At 45.3% G+C, this 16,142-nt stretch carries 14 protein-coding genes, 5 tRNA genes and 1 riboswitch; all 19 genes read left to right on the top strand.

All coding sequences use genetic code 11. The features are described 5' to 3' along the window. The first annotated feature begins 4 nt into the window (after nucleotides 1-4). The 19 genes from AC27FN_RS08275 to AC27FN_RS08365 all read left to right on the top strand — a co-directional run bounded on the left by AC27FN_RS08275 (nucleotide 5) and on the right by AC27FN_RS08365 (nucleotide 15,869). Nucleotides 5-559 (top strand): GNAT family N-acetyltransferase, encoded by a 555-nt coding sequence (locus AC27FN_RS08275; protein WP_487167533.1) that lies wholly within the window; start codon nucleotides 5-7, stop codon nucleotides 557-559. 55 nt (nucleotides 560-614) lie between these two features. Next, complete coding sequence (locus AC27FN_RS08280; RefSeq protein ID WP_487167534.1) at nucleotides 615-1,151, top strand: Rrf2 family transcriptional regulator; 537 nt, start codon at nucleotides 615-617, stop codon at nucleotides 1,149-1,151. 91 nt (nucleotides 1,152-1,242) lie between these two features. Next, nucleotides 1,243-1,427, top strand: a riboswitch (Lysine riboswitch). A gap of 120 nt (nucleotides 1,428-1,547) precedes the next feature. Then, nucleotides 1,548-3,101 carry an amino acid permease gene (locus AC27FN_RS08285; RefSeq protein ID WP_487167535.1) on the top strand — a complete coding sequence of 518 codons (1,554 nt, stop codon included), beginning with the start codon at nucleotides 1,548-1,550 and terminating at the stop codon, nucleotides 3,099-3,101. A gap of 355 nt (nucleotides 3,102-3,456) precedes the next feature. Next, entirely contained in the window at nucleotides 3,457-4,104 is a 648-nt protein-coding gene (locus tag AC27FN_RS08290) for a deoxynucleoside kinase (protein WP_487167536.1), read from the top strand. Nucleotides 4,105-4,550: 446 nt separating this feature from the next. Next, nucleotides 4,551-5,840: a serine--tRNA ligase gene (gene serS, locus AC27FN_RS08295; protein ID WP_487167537.1), complete on the top strand. Its 1,290-nt coding sequence runs from the start codon at nucleotides 4,551-4,553 to the stop codon at nucleotides 5,838-5,840. A 301-nt stretch (nucleotides 5,841-6,141) separates the two neighbouring features. Next, nucleotides 6,142-6,223, top strand: a tRNA-Leu gene (locus tag AC27FN_RS08300). A 6-nt stretch (nucleotides 6,224-6,229) separates the two neighbouring features. Next, nucleotides 6,230-6,303, top strand: a tRNA-Thr gene (locus tag AC27FN_RS08305). Nucleotides 6,304-6,318: 15 nt separating this feature from the next. After that, nucleotides 6,319-6,390, top strand: a tRNA-Gly gene (locus tag AC27FN_RS08310). A gap of 24 nt (nucleotides 6,391-6,414) precedes the next feature. Continuing rightward, nucleotides 6,415-6,488 (top strand) — tRNA-Arg (locus AC27FN_RS08315). Nucleotides 6,489-6,532: 44 nt separating this feature from the next. Next, nucleotides 6,533-6,606 (top strand) — tRNA-Pro (locus AC27FN_RS08320). 256 nt (nucleotides 6,607-6,862) lie between these two features. Further along, entirely contained in the window at nucleotides 6,863-7,819 is a 957-nt protein-coding gene (locus tag AC27FN_RS08325) for a DHH family phosphoesterase (RefSeq protein WP_487167538.1), read from the top strand. Nucleotides 7,820-7,872: 53 nt separating this feature from the next. Further along, nucleotides 7,873-8,448: a hypothetical protein gene (locus AC27FN_RS08330; protein WP_487167539.1), complete on the top strand. Its 576-nt coding sequence runs from the start codon at nucleotides 7,873-7,875 to the stop codon at nucleotides 8,446-8,448. 2 nt (nucleotides 8,449-8,450) lie between these two features. Continuing rightward, entirely contained in the window at nucleotides 8,451-8,855 is a 405-nt protein-coding gene (locus tag AC27FN_RS08335) for a hypothetical protein (RefSeq protein ID WP_487167540.1), read from the top strand. A gap of 8 nt (nucleotides 8,856-8,863) precedes the next feature. Then, nucleotides 8,864-9,781, top strand: coding sequence for a DMT family transporter (locus AC27FN_RS08340; RefSeq protein ID WP_487167541.1), 918 nt, complete (start codon nucleotides 8,864-8,866; stop codon nucleotides 9,779-9,781). A 114-nt stretch (nucleotides 9,782-9,895) separates the two neighbouring features. Further along, entirely contained in the window at nucleotides 9,896-10,894 is a 999-nt protein-coding gene (locus AC27FN_RS08345) for a D-2-hydroxyacid dehydrogenase (RefSeq protein ID WP_487167542.1), read from the top strand. A gap of 155 nt (nucleotides 10,895-11,049) precedes the next feature. After that, complete coding sequence (tenA, locus tag AC27FN_RS08350) at nucleotides 11,050-11,712, top strand: thiaminase II (RefSeq protein ID WP_487167543.1); 663 nt, start codon at nucleotides 11,050-11,052, stop codon at nucleotides 11,710-11,712. A gap of 368 nt (nucleotides 11,713-12,080) precedes the next feature. Beyond that, on the top strand, nucleotides 12,081-12,554 hold the full coding sequence (locus tag AC27FN_RS08355) for a CtsR family transcriptional regulator (RefSeq protein WP_407884272.1): 474 nt from the start codon (nucleotides 12,081-12,083) through the stop codon (nucleotides 12,552-12,554). A 25-nt stretch (nucleotides 12,555-12,579) separates the two neighbouring features. Further along, nucleotides 12,580-15,081 carry an ATP-dependent Clp protease ATP-binding subunit gene (locus AC27FN_RS08360; protein ID WP_487167544.1) on the top strand — a complete coding sequence of 834 codons (2,502 nt, stop codon included), beginning with the start codon at nucleotides 12,580-12,582 and terminating at the stop codon, nucleotides 15,079-15,081. 188 nt (nucleotides 15,082-15,269) lie between these two features. After that, nucleotides 15,270-15,869, top strand: coding sequence for a TetR/AcrR family transcriptional regulator (locus AC27FN_RS08365; RefSeq protein WP_487167545.1), 600 nt, complete (start codon nucleotides 15,270-15,272; stop codon nucleotides 15,867-15,869). The last annotated feature ends 273 nt before the right edge of the window (nucleotides 15,870-16,142 follow it).

The following is a 16,142-nucleotide window of genomic DNA, read 5'->3' on the forward strand; positions in this document are numbered from 1 at the left end:
GATTGTGACAATTGAAACAGATCGGTTACGACTGCGGGCCGTAACTGAAGCAGACTACGAAGCCTTTTTAGCGATCGTTAGCAATCCCAACGTTGCTTTGCCAGCTGGCTTTCAACCGGTTAAGAATTCCTTTGAGGGCCATTTTTTAATTCGTCAAACACTTCATCAGCGTTGGCTATGGGGGATTGTGGTAAAGTCAACGAACCAATTTATTGGGACAGTCGGACTTTATGGCAAGACAAACGATGAGGGCCGATTACTTCATGATCAGCGCGATTTAGGCTATATGTTAAATGAGTCTGAGTGGGGGCATGGTTACATGAGTGAGGCGGTTGTTGCTGTACTGAACGAGGCTTTCCAGCGGGGGCTGACGCAAATTTGGGGTTCTTATTTCGAGGATAACCAGCGCTCAGCGCATATTTTCAAAAAGATGGGGTTTGTTTTTGATCATCAATTACAACATCGTGAACATGATTTTTTCGCGCCTGGAAAACAAGAGTGTTTCTATCATTTGAATGCGACTGATTTTTATCGGGCTAACCCCAAGGGAGATTCGTGAATACTTTTTTCTCTGGACACTGGTTGGTACTGGTTAACCAAATGGAGGGGAAATTATGCAATTAACTAAAGGTGTAGAACAGGCAGCTTGTATTTTGGCACTGTTGGCCACGCAAGATGCTTCAGCACCCATCACATCTGAAGTTATTCACACACGTTTAGGCGGCTCACAGACTTATATGCGAAAAATCATGCGCAAATTAGTCGTTGCTGGTTTAGTCCGCTCTGTTTCTGGAAATCAGGGCGGCTTTAGTATCGGCCGAAATCCTCGGCAAATTTCCGTTTGGGATGCGGCCATCGCCGTTGAGGGAGATTTTGCTTCGTTTCCAAATAGTGGCTTGATTGACCGTGTGTTTAACGATGTTGAGCCATTGGCAAATCGGGGTTCCCAGGTGCTTAGTGATTTATTTTCCATGGCTGATCGTCAGTATCGTGCGGTTTTAGAACAAGTTTCGGTCCATCAAATGTTGGTGCGAATTCTTCAATCTGAAATCATTCCGACGGTTGATTGGAATGAAAGTACAGACAATTATGCTTTTTTTATTCGCAAACTGCGCAATCTGTTACACGATGAGCCAAGTAACAACCATTAAATCAGGCTGTCGGCTAATGAATTCGCTTTCATTAAAACGAAATGAAAATAAAGGTTGCATTTTATTAAACATCTTCCTATACTCAGAACATATCGAATGAAGAGGTTGCGACAATCATTAGTCACCAGGTTGAGAGTAGACAGACTCGTTGACACTTGGCAAAAGGGTGCGTCGCCGAAATTAAGGCTTGCTGTTTCAAGACTTGGTTGGGCCGTTGGTTAACAGCTGACGGACTGTCGCAGCAAATAAAAACGCTGCGGGGCGCTATCAACGATTGACCAGGATGAATGTTGTGGTCGGTTTGTTTGGCGTGTGAAAACACTTTCAAGCAGACCGACCTTTTGTTTATTCAGATTACATCAAGTGCTTCTCTTTAATGAATGGGAGGAACTCGATATGGCAGAAAACGAAAATCGCGCGGTAAAGCGTGAACTGAAGACGCGACATCTTTCGATGATTGCGTTAGGCGGTAGTATCGGAACTGGACTATTTGTGGCCTCAGGATCCGCTATTTCCGCTGCAGGTCCTGGTGGGGCACTGGTAGCCTACATTGCGATTGGTATCATGGTCTTTTTCTTAATGACGAGTCTTGGCGAAATGGCGACTTACATGCCATTAACCGGATCATTTGCCGCCTATTCGACAAAATTTGTCGATCCAGCATTAGGGTTTGCCATGGGCTGGAACTACTGGTTTAACTGGGCGATTACGTTAGCCGTTGATGTGGCCACAGCCGCGTTGGTGATGCAATTTTGGTTACCTAATGTCCCTGCTTGGATCTTTAGTCTAATTGCCTTAGTCTTAATCTTTACGATTAACGCACTATCGGTCCGTTCTTTTGGGGAGACTGAATACTGGATGTCCATTATTAAAGTGGTCACTGTGTTAGTCTTCTTGGGTGTTGGGACGCTGACCATTTTTGGTATCATGGGTGGACATGCGACTGGTTTTAGCAATTTGACTTACCACAAGGCACCGTTTGTCGGTGGTATGCCGGCCTTGTTATCCGTGTTTGTCGTCGCTGGTTTCTCATTCCAAGGGACAGAATTGATCGGGATTGAAGCTGGTGAAAGTGCCACACCTGAAAAGAGTATTCCTAAGGCCATTCGACAGGTCTTTTGGCGAATTTTATTATTCTATATTTTAGCGATCTTTGTCATTGCATGTATTATTCCATATACCAGTAAAGATTTACTGGGCTCAAGTGCTTCAGATATCGCCATTAGTCCCTTTACATTAGTCTTTCGTCGGGCTGGGTTGGCTGCTGCGGCCAGTGTCATGAATGCGGTTATTTTAACCTCGGTCATCTCTTCAGCCAATTCAGGCATGTACGCGTCAACGCGGATGCTTTATTCGTTAGCTAATGAAGGGTATGCGCCAGATTTCTTTGGGCGTACCAACAAACGTGGAATTCCAATGGCGTCTTTGATCGGAACGACCATTGTTGGGCTGTTAACGTTTCTAACAAGTATTTTTGGCCCAAAGATTTATATGTACCTAGTGGCCGCTTCTGGATTGACAGGGTTCATCGCGTGGCTAGGGATTGCCATTAGCCACTATCGGTTCCGACGGGCTTTCATTAGGCAAGGTCATCAAGTGTCCGAGCTTCGTTACCATGCAAAGTGGTTCCCATTTGGGCCTGTTTTGGCACTAGTCTTAGGGATCGTGGTAATTGTGGGTCAAGATTTAAAATCTTTTGCGCAGCTCGATTTCCAAGCTATTTTAATTACCTATATGAGTGTGCCATTATTCTTAATCTTGTGGTTGTACTATAAGCTGCGCCATCACACGCACGTGATTCCGTTAGATCAAGTTGATTTAACGCCACGAACAGTTGGTGAAAGTTATGACGCAGCTGCCAATGAGGCTGAACAACAAAATGTTGCACAGACATCAGCATCTGCTCATGATCCTAAAGGCTCAGTGGTTGCCTCAGAGACGAGCGATTGATTAGATCATTTTTAGAGTAAAGCGGCAATAAGTCGGCTAGTGAAGCGTATGAAGGGCGAATTTCGAATGATGGATGGTTTATTCATTAGTTGAAATTCGCTTTTTACGTGGCGTCACTTGACTTATGGCCCACATGTTAACAATGTAGGTTGAAAGTGAACGCTGGCTTTTGTCTCAAACTTTTTTGACTTGAACTAGGGTTAAATGACAAATAGATTACTTTTACACTTGTAAGCTACAAGATGTGGCGGCAAAAAAGAGACGTGCTACAATATATTGGTGGTCAAATGGCGCTCACAATGTGTGGTGATTAACCACGTAGCGTGGTAACAATGAAGTTTAGGGGAGATTATACATGATTGTTTTAGCAGGTACGATCGGCGCGGGTAAGACGAGTTTAACGGATTTATTGGCAAATCATCTTCATACGCAGGCTTATTACGAGTCCGTGGAAGATAACCCGATTTTGCCATTGTTTTATCAAGATCCGAAGAAGTATGCTTTTTTACTTCAAATCTATTTCTTGAATAAACGGTTAGATGCGATCAAAGCGTCTTTTGCTGACGATAATAGTGTGATGGATCGCTCCATTTATGAAGATTCATTGTTGTTTCATCTAAATGCTGATTTGGGTCGGTCAACGGGTACTGAAGTCAACATTTACGATTCTTTATTGCAGAATATGATGCAAGAATTGCCCGATGCAACGCATGCCAAGAATCCTGACCTGCTTATTCATATCGATATTTCCTTTGACACCATGCTCGACCGAATTCAAAAACGGGGACGAGCTTACGAGCAAATTGATAATGACCCATCGTTGTATGAATATTATCAAGAACTCAACCATCGTTATACTGCTTGGTATGAACAATACAATCATGGACCAAAGATGAAAATTGACGGTGATCAATTCGATTTTGTTGAGGATCCTAACGCTGCTCATGCTGTGCTACAACAAATTGACACTAAGTTGGCTCAGTTGCAATTGGCGACGGCATAATAACTGCCGAGCGCTTAATCTGCAACCACCGACCGCACTTGGCGACCGACGTTAATTGATTCCGGATGGTCACTGATTGCCAACTGGTTGAGCGAAAATGGCTGGTGTTAAGGTCCAGTCGTTCACGCCTGTTAGAGCTGGCGTCTTGCACTGGGGAAGGTTTTAGCTTACACTAGCAGTAACAATTAACTAAACAATGACTAAAACACAGTTGTTATGACAATGCTTGTTCAGAGAGTCGGTGGTGGTGCAAACCGATTAGCAGTCTTTCCAGCAACGGATAAAGTGGGTGGGTAATGCCACACGGCGAAAGTCGTTATCTTGTTCGAGCGCATCGATTTCGATGAACTTGGGTGGTACCGCGAATTAACGCCATTCGTCCCAATTTTTTGGGGACGAATGGCGTTTTTTGATGCATAAAACATAATTTATGGAGGTTATCAGCGATGTTAGATATTAAACGAATTCGTAATAATCCAGCAGAGGCAAAAGAAAGATTAGCTACGCGAGCGGTGGCACCGGAACAAATTGATGATGTGTTGGCTTTAGACGAGCAACGACGCGAATTGTTACAACAAACGGAACAGTTAAAGGCCGAGCGAAATCAGGCGAGTGATCAAATCAGCATTGCCAAGCGCAATCATGAGAATGCAGATGATGCTATTGCACAAATGCGTGAAGTTGGTAGTCGCATTAAAGCGTTAGATAACAAATTAGATGACGTTTTGACTGAATTTAATGATAAAATGTCGCGATTGCCCAATTTCCCACACGATACCGATCCAATTGGTCCGGATGAGAACTACTCGCGGGAAGAACGCAAGGTAGGCACCTTGCCACATTTTGACTTTCAACCTAAAGCGCACTGGGAAATCGGTGAGGATCTTGGTATTCTAGACTTTGAACGGGCCGGTAAGGTTTCAGGAGCTCGCTTTGTATATTACATGGGGATGGGTGCAAAGTTAGAACGCGCCATTTATAATTTCATGCTGGATCAGCATGCCGAAGAGGGCTATGAAGAAGTCATCCCACCGTACATGGTTAACAGCGCATCGATGTACGGTACAGGGCAGTTTCCTAAGTTTAAAGAAGATGTCTATCAACTCCAAGACGAAGATTTGACCTTGATTCCGACAGCGGAGGTTCCTTTGACGAACTACTACCGTGATGAGGTTTTGCCTGCTGCAAAATTACCGGTCTATTTAACGGCGTTAACACCAAGTTTTCGTTCTGAGGCTGGGTCGGCTGGTCGTGATACGCGCGGACTAATCCGCATGCATCAATTCAATAAGGTCGAGATGGTTAAATACGTTAAGCCAGAAAGCTCTTATGATGAATTAGAAAAGATGACTGCTAACGCTGAAAACATCTTGCAGAAATTGGGCTTAGCCTACCATGTGATTACGTTGGCAACTGGGGATATGAGCTTTACTGCAGCTGAAACGCACGATCTAGAAGTGTGGATTCCACATCAGGAAACCTATCGAGAAATTTCCAGCTGTTCTAACTGTGAGGACTTTCAAGCTCGGCGGGCTCAAATTCGGTACCGTGACGAAGATGGCAAGGTTCACTTAGTTCATACGTTAAACGGTTCTGGTTTAGCTGTTGGTCGGACCGTCGCGGCCATTTTGGAAAACTATCAAAATGCGGACGGTTCTGTCACAATTCCAGAAGTTCTCGTGCCGTACATGCACGGCGTAAAGAAGATTACCAAAGAAAATGCCCACGCTAAGTAACGGTGCTATTCGAGGCTAGATTATTTGTTATAGTCTCTAAGGTGTTACGACCAAGATTGTCTTGCTGGTCGCAACACCTTTTTTCTACCTTTGGTCACGCCTGTCTACTTGGCAAGGAATGCCAACCGGTCAGCCTCAGCTAGTGCTCGACATCATCCCAGCTTGTTTTGCTCTGATTATTTGGTACATCGAGCATAATTCCGCACATTTTTCGAGAAAATCCCTGAAATCATGTTGACAGTTTTTGACCGTAAATGATACTATCTAATAGTTGTCTGATGAGGGAACGGAATCAGATGCTGCGGATGTGGCGGAACTGGCAGACGCGCTAGATTTAGGTTCTAGTGTCTTTTGACATGGGGGTTCGAGTCCCTTCATCCGCATCGTTTGCCGACTTAGCTCAGCTGGTCAGAGCACCGCTCTAGTAAAGCGGGGGTCGGAGGTTCGAATCCTCTAGTCGGCATTGTACCAGTAATATGCGGAAGTAGTTCAGTGGTAGAACATCACCTTGCCATGGTGGGGGTCGCGGGTTCGAATCCCGTCTTCCGCTTTTCGTAACGTCTGTTATGAGAATGCACCCATAGCGCAACTGGATAGAGTGTCTGACTACGAATCAGAAGGTTGTAGGTTCGACTCCTACTGGGTGCATCATTGGCGACCGCCACCAATAACTGGTGGCGGTCTTCCTTTTTCGGGATATAGCTCAGCTTGGTAGAGCACTGCGTTCGGGACGCAGGGGTCGCAAGTTCAAATCTTGTTGTCCCGATTAGATATAGCACCAACTATGGAAGTGTCAACACGGTCAGTCGTGTTGACACTTTTTTGCGAATCTACTGAGCTTGGCCCTTGTTCTAACCGACCATCTGGCTTATTTGATTGTTGCTAATGGCTTTGTTTTTCAATTATGTTGAGCCGGTTGAGGGAGAAGTGGATGAGTTAACAAAAATAGGGGCATTTTTTGGAATTAAGGGTCTGATTATGGCATGATGACAGTAGCGAACAGCATAAGGAGCGAATTGACCATGAGTGTAACAAGCGATATCTTAACGGCAATTGAAGAAGCACCAACGATTATTTTGCATCGTCATCAACGTCCAGATTTAGACGCGTTAGGTTCCCAACTAGGGCTTAAATCGATTATTCAGGCAGCTTTTCCTCAAAAGGCTGTTTGGGCAGTAGGAGAAATGCCCGAGGATTTTGCTTGGCTTGGCACGATGGACACGATTGACGACGCGCAGTATCAAAATGCATTGGTCATTGTCCTCGATACAGCCAATACTGAACGAATTGATGATGGCCGATATGCAACTGGCAATCAGTTAATTAAAATCGATCACCACCCTAATGATGATGCTTATGGATTGCCAATGTGGGTATTGCCAAAGGCCTCCAGCACCTCAGAGCTGATTGTTGATTTGGTTAACGACAGTCACGGTGTTTTGAAGCTTAATCAAACGGCCGCCATCGCGTTATACGCCGGGATTGTGGGTGATACTGGTCGGTTTTTGTACCCGGCCACCAGCGCACATACCTTTGCTGTCGCCAGTGAATTACTAGCGACGGGCATTGATGCCGCAGCGGTTAGTCGCCATGATAGTGAGCTTAGTCGGGGCATCGGTCGGCTGATGGGCGATGTTTTGAATCAATTAACGATTGATCAAGATGGCGCAGCTAGTTACGTGGTGACTCAAAAGCGGCTGCATGAGTTGAACGTTTCTACCGAATCGGTTCACGATCTGGTCTCAACGCCCGGACGGTTAGCTGACGTAATTGCTTGGCAAATTTTTGTTGAGACGCCAGCGGGGGATTACCGAGTTCATTTACGCTCCAAGGGACCAGTTATTAATGAGTTGGCCAAACAACATCGTGGTGGGGGTCACGAGCTGGCCAGTGGCGCAACAGCCGCTAATCTAGACGAAGTTGAAGAAATGATTCATCAGCTGGCGACGATTGTTCATGATTGGCGGCAAGCTCATTAAGCTTTAGCGTTAGTGGAAATGCACGAATTAACTGACCAACAGGGAGTGATTAAGTGGCAAACCGTAATCAAGCGGCCCAGCAAGTATTAATTGCTTGGCTAGATCAAACAGTTAAGCAACGGCGTGAAACACGTCTGGTGCGGCAGTTAGCGTATTTAGATAATTTAGTGACCACCGCGACGACTCGATCGACCGGTGATTTAGCAGCGGCTCAAGCTGCGATGGTGCTGCCGAATGAAGATTTTTTGGCGTGTTTGCTAACGTATCCTTTTCGTGAGCAAGTTTTGACTGGCGACGCAATTCGAGTTCAACACTGGTTTGAGCAGGCATTGGCCTCGGCACACAGTCAAATTTTTAGTAACATTGGTCTATTAATGGAAATTGTTTTAGATCAGGAGTCTGGCTGTGATGTCGCCCAATGGGATGCTGAAACGATTGGTACAGCTAACTGTCTTGCTGGCTTGGCCAATGACCAATTTTTAACCATTGTGGTTCAATGGCAACAGCAACTTGTCGGTCAGCCAGTTCATGATGATCAGCCTTTTCGACTTCATTTGGCGCCAGAACAGCTATGCGAGTCTGAATTATCCCAAATCCATCAGGTTACATCTAAACGGAGGCGACATTGATCATGATTAAGAGATCCGGAAGGCTATTGAAATTGATATGGGGCCTAATGCTGTCGACGGTACTGATTTTAACGATCTGGCCGGCGCATTCGCAGCAAAGCTTGACGAATTTAGCGGCCTGGTGGATCTCCTTTTTCATACTTACACTTGGCTTTGTTTTCGGGTGGCGTTATCGGAAACGTTTACGTGGTAGAGTTCTGTTAGCAACGATGGTGGCGTTGACGGTGGTTTTTGGTTTGTTTGCATTATTAGTTGCCTTGTTTGCCGAACAAGGAATCGTTCGGCTGGGACTAGCTTTGGTCGCTTTGAGCATCGTGGTTACGGGTATTTTATGGTATGGTCGAGTATATGAACGACGTCAATGGCTTAATACCGGATTAGATGATCATCATGATCAAGTGAGTTGAAATGGAGCGTGAAACGGTTGATCAAGCGGCAAACACAGGTTTTAAACGGCATTCTTTTAGCTAGTGGTGGGGCGATGCTCTGGGGTGTTTCTGGAGTCATCGCCCAAATTTTGTTTACTGGAACCCATCCCGTGACGCCAGCTTGGCTAACCACCGTCAGGATGATGCTGGCAGGTGGAATTTTGTTAATTTACAGTACGCTCGCTGGTGGTCACCCATTGGCCGTATGGCGTCATCGAAAAACCGCTTTTCAGCAGATTGTTTTTGCTTTAGCCGGTCTCATTCCCATTCAATTTTTCTATTTCTTGGCAATTCAATATGGTAATGCGGCATTGGCGACCATTTTGCAATTTCTCGGCCCCTTGGTTATTGCCGGTTATTACCTGATTTTTCACCACGAAATTCCATCCCGTGCAGAAAGCATTGGGATGTTACTAGCACTAGCTGGTGCTTTTTTTGTGGTTACCCACGGTCGTATCGATCATTTGGCCGTCTCTCCGGGGCTGTTGTTTTGGGGTTTGATGTCAGCGATTGCCGTGGCAACCAGTACGTTGCTACCTCGACCATTATTGCCGCGCTTCGGAGCCATCAATGTCAATGGCTGGGGACTTTTAATCGGTGGTTTGGCCATGAATGTCATTCAACCAGCTTGGGTCGGTGTACCGCCATTAACCAGTCGAACGCTCCTTGCCATCGGTCTGGTTGTTTTATTTGGAACTTTAATTGCCTTTGTCATGTATTCTGCTAGCCTACGGTATATCTCACCCACAACGGCTAGCCTTTTAGATGCCTTTGAACCCCTTGCAGCGACGGTAATTTCGATTACGGTGCTGCATATTCCATTTTCATGGGCTGATGGCCTAGGCGGTAGTTTAATCATCTTAGCGGTGGTGATGTTGACCTTGGGCTATAAGCGGCCAAACTGATGAACTTATATGAGTTGGTTCAAGATAATTCAATTGATGTCTTGGTAACTTATGGAACCGCACGCAAGCGTGGTATAATTAGTTTGTTACTGAAATTAAATGGAGGTTTTTAACGTGAAAATTATTGCTTACGGAATTCGTGATGACGAGCGTCCATATGTTGATGAATGGGCCCAAAGCCAAGGAATTGAAGTCAAAGCAACTAGTGAGTTGTTAACAGAAGAGACTGTGGATCAAGCAGCCGGTTTTGATGGGGCGGTCGTTTATCAACAAAAGCCTTACACAGCTGCGGTTATTGATCGTTTAGCAGAACTAGGCGTTAAAAATATGTCCTTGCGTAATGTCGGGGTGGATAACGTCGATGCAGAAGCAGTTAAACGGACTGGCTTACGTGTCACCAACGTTCCAGCCTATTCACCTGCCGCAATTGCTGAATTTACCGTAACCGAATTAATGCGATTATTACGTCACACAAAACAATTCGAACGTCGGCAAGCAAAGGGTGACTTACGCTGGGCACCAGATATTGCCACTGAGTTGAACACGTTGACTGTTGGGGTCATCGCAACTGGGCGAATTGGCCGAGCAGCTATTCAAATTTATCAAGGCTTCGGTGCCAAAGTTGTGGCGTATGATGTCTTCAAAAATCCTGAGTTAGAAAAAACGGGCATGTATGTTGATACGTTAGATGAACTATATGCACAAGCCGACGTTATTTCTTTGCACGCGCCAGCCACTAAAGAAAACTATCACATGTTAAATGCAGCAGCCTTCAGTAAGATGAAAGATGGCGTGATCATCTTGAATCCGGCTCGTGGTGATTTGTTAGACACCGATGACTTAATCGTTGCTTTGGATTCTGGTAAAGTCGGTGGTGTTGCCATGGACGTTTATGAGGGTGAAGTCGGCATCTTTAATGCTGATTTTGGTCAATTTGATGCCATTCCTGACGAACGGTTAAAAGATTTGATGTCACGGGACAACGTTTTGGTGAGTCCGCACATTGCGTTCTACACGAAGACAGCGGTTCGTAACATGGTGCAGTTTGCTTTAAACAACAATCGTCAGTTAATCGAAACTGGCACGGCTGACAATGTCGTTTCGTTTGACTAATCAGGATTTGGTAACGCCGGATATAAATGTGTTCGTCTGTTTGTAAAGAGCTAGTATCGATTATGTAAAACCCATGCTTTCATGATGAAGGCATGGGTTTTATCGGCTATACTAGGTGAGACGCATGGCACTTTCTTCAGTAAAGGAGTCTTATCATGTCTTTCAGTCAAAACGCCTACCAAGCCAACCGGTCACTTTGGCAAGCCAGCATTCAGCATCCATTTATTCAGCAACTGCGTGATGGTACTCTGCCTGAAGCAACCTTTCGTTATTACATCATTCAAGATCATCATTATTTGCATGACTTTGCGCGGGTGCACGATTTAACGGCGCAAGTAGCTGAAAACAAACAGGTCAAACAGCTTTTAACAGATTTGGCGAACGGTCTGCGGGCTGGTGAAATCACAACCCGAACGACGTTTTTTAAACCGTTAGCGATTACGCCAAGCGATGTGACACAGACGCCAATGGCACCGACAACCTATGCTTATACGTCGCACATGTATCGGACGCTATCACAGGCGGGACCAGCTGCCGCCATTGCCGGTCTACTACCTTGTGCTTGGTTGTATGCGGATATTGGTGCTGCCTTACAAGGGGTGAACTCACCGGTTCCTGTCTATCAGGCCTGGTTAGACAGTTACCAAGCCGCTGATTATACTGACGCTGTGGCGACCCAAATCGAATTGACTGACCAAGTTGCCGCTGCCACAGATCAAGCGGGACGGGCACAAATGATGGCCGCATTTGCGCGGAGTACGTATTTTGAACTCAACTTTTGGCAAATGGCACTTGATCATCAACAATGGCAGCTATGATTATTTTCGTTACGTTAGTTAGCCTCGTATGATGACAGGGCGTTGTTTGTGAAGACCAATAAAATTGCCACAGAAGTACATTTCATTACTAATCTGAATCATCAAGACACGGGACATAAAGTCAAGTGACGCCGCCGAAAAGTGAATTGTAAACGATGAAAAAATGTCATCGTTTGTAGTTCGCCCGCAACACGCGTCACTGTCCGACTTATGTCCCGTTTCCGCGTTCTACGCGTCTGGATGACCGAGGCATGTGTCAGTGGTATTTTATTTGGGCCTACCGAGGCCTTTGAATCCTTTATGATTGCAAATTTAGTCAGGGTTCGTATAATATAGTCAATATTAGTCAAAGACTGGGGTGAGCAATCATGGAAGGACCAACTAACATTTCGGATGTGATTGAGAAATATTTGAAGGGTATCTTGGCTGATGAAGAACAGGTGGAAATCCGCCGTTCTGATATTGCCGACCAATTTAATGTCGTTCCTTCACAAATCAATTACGTGATCAAAACCCGCTTCACCATCCAGAATGGCTACATCGTAGAGAGTAAGCGCGGCGGCGGTGGCTATATCCGGATCGAAAAAGTTAATTTGTTGGCAGATACGGATGTGCTCGATAGTCTGCTTAGCGACGTCGTGGGCGATGCCATTAATCAACACGACGCATATGCGATTATTAATTCATTATTCAACGACGGTGTACTCAAGGAACGCGAGGCCAATATTATTTTAGCGGCAATTGATAAAGACACCTTGGCCGTGGCTGACCATGAGGTGGAAAATACGCTACGCGCCCGTATCCTGATTGGCGTGCTGAATCGTTTACGGTTTGAAGACTGAGCGTTAATGAAAGGCAGGACAGCAAATGGACAATTTATTTACCCCGAGTGCTAAAGATGTTCTCGTTTTGGCGCAAGAACAAGCGAAGTATTTTAAACACCAGGCGGTCGGCACTGAGCATTTGCTCCTTGCTTTAACCATTGAACAAAATGGGATCGCTAGTAAAGTTTTACAACAATTCAATATTACTGAAGAAGATGTCCGTGAAGAAATCGAACGGTTCACTGGTTATGGAACGTTAACTAATGTTGACAAAGAGACGTACCTTCCTTATTCACCAAAGGCGAAGGATATTCTCACGATCGCTGGTGATGAAGCGAAACGGTTGGGTGCGACCAAGATTGGGACCGAGCACCTATTATTGGCGCTACTTTCTGATGAAAGCATTTTGTCTTCACGTATTTTGGTGACGTTAAATCTCGACTTGGCTCAAGCACGCAAAGTGATTCTGCGTAAGCTAGGAATTACTGATTCACCACGGCGTCGACAACAAATGAGCAAGGCTGCCAATAATAAGCAGCAAACAGAAGGAACACCAACACTAGATTCGTTAGCACGCGATTTAACGGCTTTGGCGGCGGATAACCAGATGGATCCGGTTGTTGGTCGGAGCAAAGAAGTTAAGCGGGTCATCCAGATTTTGAGTCGTCGAACCAAAAACAACCCCGTTTTAATTGGTGAACCTGGGGTGGGGAAGACAGCGATTGCTGAAGGATTAGCTCAAAAGATTGTCGCTGGCGACGTGCCTGAAGACTTAAGCGACAAACGTTTGATGATGCTTGATATGGGCTCCTTGGTTGCTGGCACTAAGTATCGTGGTGAGTTTGAAGATCGGCTGAAGAAAGTCATTGAAGAAATTTACAATGACGGACATGTGATCTTATTCATCGATGAGTTACACACACTAATTGGCGCTGGCGGTGCTGAGGGTGCGATTGACGCTTCTAACATTTTGAAGCCGGCCTTGGCTCGTGGTGAACTACAAACAATTGGCGCGACAACTTTAAACGAATATCAAAAGTACATTGAATCTGATGCCGCGTTGGAACGCCGGTTTGCAACAGTTCAAGTCGATGAACCGACGGAAGCTGAAGCTGTGGAAATCTTAACGGGATTAAAGCCACGTTATGAAGAACATCATCAAGTTGAGATTACTGATGACGCAGTTAGTGCGGCGGTCAAGCTATCGGCTCGCTATATCACGGAGCGTTTTCTGCCTGATAAAGCGATCGATTTGATGGATGAAGCCGGTGCCAAGGTTCGTATTGATGCTGCCGGTCACAAGACAAAATTAGCTAAGCAAGAAGATAAGTTAACTGACTTACAGCAACAAAAAGAAGCGGCGATTGAGAATCAGGACTTTGAAGGTGCGGCTGCAATTCGTGAAAAAGAGATGGCAATGCGAAAACGCGTTGATAAGCTCTTGGATGAACAGGACAATGAAAAGCTCAGCGGCCAGCCACATTATGAGCTACAAGTGACTGAAGAGGATGTTGCCGAAGTTGTTTCAGAATGGACTGGTGTGCCGCTGACACAACTGCGAAAAGACGAAGAGTCACGATTACTCAACCTAGAAAAGGTTTTACATGAACGGGTAGTCGGTCAAGACGAAGCCATTTCTGCGGTTGCACGGGCGATTCGCCGTGCTCGATCTGGGTTGAAAGATCCAAATCGTCCGATTGGATCTTTCATGTTTCTTGGACCTACTGGAGTCGGAAAAACTGAGTTGGCCAAAGCTTTAGCCGAGGCCATGTTTGGTTCAGAAGATAATATGATTCGGGTTGATATGTCAGAATATCAAGAACGCTTTAGTTCAAGTCGGTTGATTGGGGCAGCCCCAGGATATGTCGGTTACGACGAAGGGGGCCAGTTAACTGAGCAGGTTCGAAACAAGCCTTACTCAGTGGTCCTTTTGGATGAAGCCGAAAAAGCGGATACCGACGTCTTTAACTTGTTATTGCAAGTATTGGATGATGGGTTCTTGACGGATTCGAAGGGACGCAAAGTTGATTTTCGTAACACAATTTTGATCATGACTTCGAACTTGGGTGCAACTGCTGTTCGAGATGACAAAGAAGTTGGGTTTGGCGCAACCAGTGCGACAGATAATTACCAAGCAATGTCCGACAAGATTCGCCAAGCATTGCGACTCACGTTCCGACCAGAATTCTTAAATCGAATTGACGAAACGGTCATTTTCCACTCCTTGACCAAACCAGAACTGCACGAAATTGTGAAATTAATGGCCGGAACCGTTTTAAAGCGAGTGGCTGACCAAGGAATCAAGGTCAAAATCACACCTGCTGCCATTGATGTGGTGGCTGAGGCTGGGTTTGATCCAGAGTATGGTGCGCGACCAATTCGACGAGCCTTACAGACCCAGGTTGAGGATCGCCTTAGTGAAGCGCTGATCGCTGGTCAAATTAAGACGACAGACGCGGTCACTGTTGGCGCTAAATCTGGCAAAATAACGATTACAACAAAGACAGCCCCGGCTGCCAAGGCAACGGTTAGTGCGAAATCTTAACCGCAATAAAGTTTTCATCGCTTGTCTCTTTTTGGGAGATGAGCGATTTTTGCGTGTCGCTCATTAGACCATTGGGGGACTGAATGCGAATCGTTAAGATTTATCCAGAAAGTTAACCTTGTGAATTGCATTTTAGGTCGTTAACCGGCAAACTTGAAGTAAATAATTATGCGAGTGAGGAAGTACCTATGAGTCGAGAGGAGCAACTGGCCCACACGCGCCGAGGCATATTGGACGCGGCTCGGACCTTATTTTTAAATAAAGGATACGCAGAAACATCAACGCGTGATATTGCGAACGCGGTTGGGTTAACGCAACCGGCTCTTTATCATCATTTTGCGGATAAAGAACTTATCTTTATTGAAGTGATTAGTGAAGTTGGCCGTGAACTAGCGGGCCGGATGAATGCAATTATTGACGATGGCAAGGGCGATGGTTTAACGATATTGACCGACTTGTCGCAAGCCATGGTGGCAATTCATCCTCGTGATGCTTTTAGCCTAATTCACGGCAGTTTCCAATATTTAAAGCCGGAAAATCAAGGCAAATTAGGCCGAATCTTTAGTCAGGATTACGTCCAACCGCTGGTCCGTTTTTTTAGTTCAGATAAGCTGACATTAAAGCCAGGGCTAGATCCAATGACTGCAGCAAATTTTTATATGACGAGTTTAGCGCCACTGTTTGCGGAATTTCATCAACTAGGTGGTCCTAATCTGAGTGATCGCGAACGCATTCAAGTGTTACTAAGGTTGATCTTATTTGGCGTTGCCGATGAGACGAACGCATGATTTTCGTTGAGCCACGGGGCGTATTAAGGAACCCCCAACGATAGATGCAAACCCGTTGACAGAATCGTGTTAACGGCGTATATTTATCAACGTATATCACTGTGAATAAAAATGGCTGAAGCGATCTATTGTCCGTTGAAGCCCTTATAGAAAAGCAAAAGTAGCGCTTACATTTTTTTGAAATGAATTGCTTCTTTTGCCTTTTTTATGCCCAAAATTTCTGTTTCAAGTGTTTTGTAATCAACTTGTAACATATACGATGGGCTTATTCAC

It is taken from the genome of Furfurilactobacillus sp. W61-4, from assembly GCF_057545565.1.